The organism is Bradyrhizobium sp., from assembly GCF_016462955.1.
Taxonomy (GTDB): Bacteria; Pseudomonadota; Alphaproteobacteria; order Rhizobiales; family Xanthobacteraceae; genus Bradyrhizobium.
In genome coordinates, this window is the sequence record NZ_JAEMSD010000667.1 from 1 (window position 1) to 3,051 (window position 3,051).

The 3,051-nt window shown below is 67.6% G+C and carries 3 protein-coding genes; all 3 read right to left on the bottom strand.

The window, feature by feature from the left end:
• Positions 1 to 333: universal stress protein (locus tag JHD07_RS36535; RefSeq protein WP_291631021.1), on the bottom strand; the 333-nt coding region annotated here is incomplete at its 3' end.
• Between the two features lie 106 nt (positions 334 to 439).
• Complete coding sequence (gene trpS / locus JHD07_RS36540) at positions 440 to 1,492, bottom strand: tryptophan--tRNA ligase (RefSeq protein ID WP_291631022.1); 1,053 nt, start codon at positions 1,490 to 1,492, stop codon at positions 440 to 442.
• An 82-nt stretch (positions 1,493 to 1,574) separates the two neighbouring features.
• Positions 1,575 to 3,051, bottom strand: a 1,477-nt coding sequence (gene murJ, locus JHD07_RS36545) for a murein biosynthesis integral membrane protein MurJ (RefSeq protein ID WP_291631025.1), incomplete at its 5' end; no start/stop codon positions are given.

The window sequence follows — 3,051 nt, forward strand, 5'->3', positions numbered from 1 at the left end:
GTCTATCACTGCGAACAGCTGTTCCATCGGTGCGCCCTCGCGGATCACCCGCTCCGGCGTGATCGCGGCGATGCCGTTGGCGCGGCCGGCGGCACGGTCGAGCGCGGCTTCGGCGGCCTCCTGCGCCTCGGCGCGCATGATGTCGGCGACGCCCAGCCATTCCTGGCTCTGCTGCTCCGGCTCGATGATGCGCAGCATCACGACGCCGCCGCCGGCGCGGATCGCCCAGCGGCTGGCATAATAGACGGCGCGATCCCATTCGGCGGTGTCATCGACGATGACGAGGCATTTGGGCTTGTGGCCCGGCTCGTAGCAAAGTCGCTTGCTGGTCATGCATGTCCCGGAATGTGCATGGCGACCATGCTGCCACACTCCCGCGATGTTTGGGAGAGGCGAAGCGGCGGGCGCCGCGGCGCCAGCCGGTCTTGCAAAGCGCGCCTTAGCGCCGGCGAATGAAGCCGACGATGTCCTTGGAGAGCTTCATCGTCTCGTCCGCGATGGCACGGGCCCGGTCCGAGCCGTCGATGAGGATCGCGTCGATATGGCCGGGGTCGGCGACGAGGCGTTTCATCTCGCCGGCGATCGGCGCGAGTTTTGTCACGCACAGCTCCGCCAGCGCGTTCTTGAAGCTGGAGAACTGGCCGCTACCGAACTCGCGCAGCACGTCGGCCTTGGAGCGGCCGGAGAGCGCGGCGAAGATGCCGACCAGATTGTCGGCCTCGGGCCGGGCTTCCAGACCCTTCTCTTCCGTCGGCAGCGGCTCCGGATCGGTCTTCGCCTTGCGGATCTTCTGCGCGATGGTGTCGGCGTCGTCGGTCAGGTTGATGCGCGAATTGTCGGAGGCTTCCGACTTCGACATCTTCTTGGTGCCGTCGCGCAGGCTCATCACGCGCGTCGCCGGACCCGTGATCAGCGGTTCCGGCAGCGGGAAGAACAGGCCGTCATCGTTGCCCTGGGCCCGGATGGAGTCGCCGAAGTCGTTGTTGAACTTCTGCGCGATGTCGCGCGAAAGCTCGAGATGCTGCTTCTGGTCCTCGCCCACGGGAACGTGGGTGGCGCGGTAGAGCAGAATGTCGGCCGCCATCAGCACGGGATAGTCGAACAGGCCGACGGAGGCATTCTCGCGGTCCTTGCCGGCCTTCTCCTTGAACTGGGTCATGCGGCCGAGCCAGCCCATGCGGGCGACGCAGTTGAAGATCCAGGCGAGCTCGGCATGGCCGGAGACCTGGCTCTGGTTGAACACGATGTGCTTCTTCGGATCGATGCCGGCCGCGATGAACGCCGCGGTCACCTCGCGGGTGTTGCGCGTGAGCTCGGCCGGTCCGCCCCAGACGTCCACCCCTTGCGTGATCGCGTGCATGTCGACGACGCAATAAATGCAGTTGTGGGTTTCCTGCATCTTCACGAAGTTGACGATGGCGCCGAGGTAATTGCCGAGGTGCAGATTGCCCGTCGGCTGGACGCCCGAAAAGACCCGTTCAACGAATGGCATGGTCAGCCTTCCCATAGGTATTGGCGCCGTCGTTTCCAACAGCGGCGCTGCTCCGTCAAGGGTATTTCGCCGGCCTGGCGGTTCAGCCGGGCCGTTTCAAAGCATGAACCGCCTCGCGCCAGGAGGCGGCTCCGAGGATCTGCAGCAGCAGGCCGTAGACGACGATCCCGGCCGCGATCTGCACGCAGAGTGCGATGAATTGGATCAAGCCGTGGCTCTCGGCTGGCACGAGGCCCGTCGTCAGCCAGAGCAGGGCGCCCATGACGATCGCGGCCAGCACGATGCGCGGCAGCCGCGCGCGGGCGCTCGCGTCCACCGAGAAGCCGAATTCGCTCGTGCCTTTGCGAAGCAGGAAGAGCGTGCTGCACCATGCGCCGGACGCGATGCTTGCGGCGATCCCGCTCGCGCCGAAGGCATGGCCGAGCAGTAGCGCGAGCGCGACGGTCACCACGAAGCCTGCCATGGTCGCGCGCAACGGCGTCATCGTATCGCCGCGGGCATAGAAGGCCGGCGACAGCGCCTTGATCAGCACATGCGCCGGCAGTCCCAGCGCCAGCCACATCAGCGCGCGCGCGGTGGCCGCGCTGTCCTCGGCGCCGAACGCGCCATGTTCGAACAGCAGCCGCACGATCGGCTCCGCGAGCACGACCAGGCCGAGGGTTGCCGGCAGCGCAAGCCCGGCCGCAAGCTCCAGCGCGCGGGATTCGGCGTGCGCCACGGCACCGCGGTCGCCGCTATTCACCGCACGCGTCAGCTCCGGCACCAGCACCGTTCCCATGGCGACGCCGACGATGCCGAGCGGCAGCTCGATCAGGCGGTTGGCGAAATAGAGCCAGGACACCGCGGACGGCGTGGCGGAAGCGATGATCGCGCCCGCCACCATCAGCCATTGCGGGCCCGAGCTTGCGATCATGCCGGGAATGGCCTTGGCGAAAAACGCCCGCATCTCCCGGTCGAAGCTGACGCGCAGCGGCGTCGCAAGGCGCGCGCTTCGCTGCGACAGCAGCATCATCAGTTGCAGCAAGCCGGCGACGCCGACGGTCGCTGCCAGGATCCATGCGGCGAAGCCGGCGTCTGCGTGCCGGACGAGCAGCACGGCGATGGCGGCGATCAGCGCGATGTTGAACAGCAGCGGAGAGAACGCCGTCAGCGCAAATCGCCCCTGCGCGTTCAGCAGCCCCATCAGCACGGTGACGGGACCGGCAAAGGCGAGATAGGGCAGCATCAGCTGCGCATACTCGACCGCGCGATCGAGCGTGCCGCTGCCGACGAATCCAGGCGCGATGACCGTCATGATCAGCGGCATCAGGAGCGCAACGACGATCGAGGTCGCGATCAGCGCCGCGCTGACGGTGCCGAGCACGCGTCCGGCGAATGCCGCCGCAGCCGCCGTCCCGTCGCGGTCGCGGCTCCGTAGCCAGGCCGGGATCAGCGCCGCGTTCAGCGCGCCCTCGCTGAGCAGCCGCCGCACCACGTTGACGAGCTGAAACGCCGCCAGGAACGCGTCGGCCACGGCGCCGGTGCCGTCACCGCCTGGTTCTCCTCGCGAATCGGTGTCG

What these genes read in the sequence shown, in the direction of transcription:
- trpS (WP_291631022.1), bottom strand. Translation starts at nt 1,492, where the DNA reads ATGCCATTCGTTGAACGGGTCTTTTCGGGCGTCCAGCCGACGGGCAAT.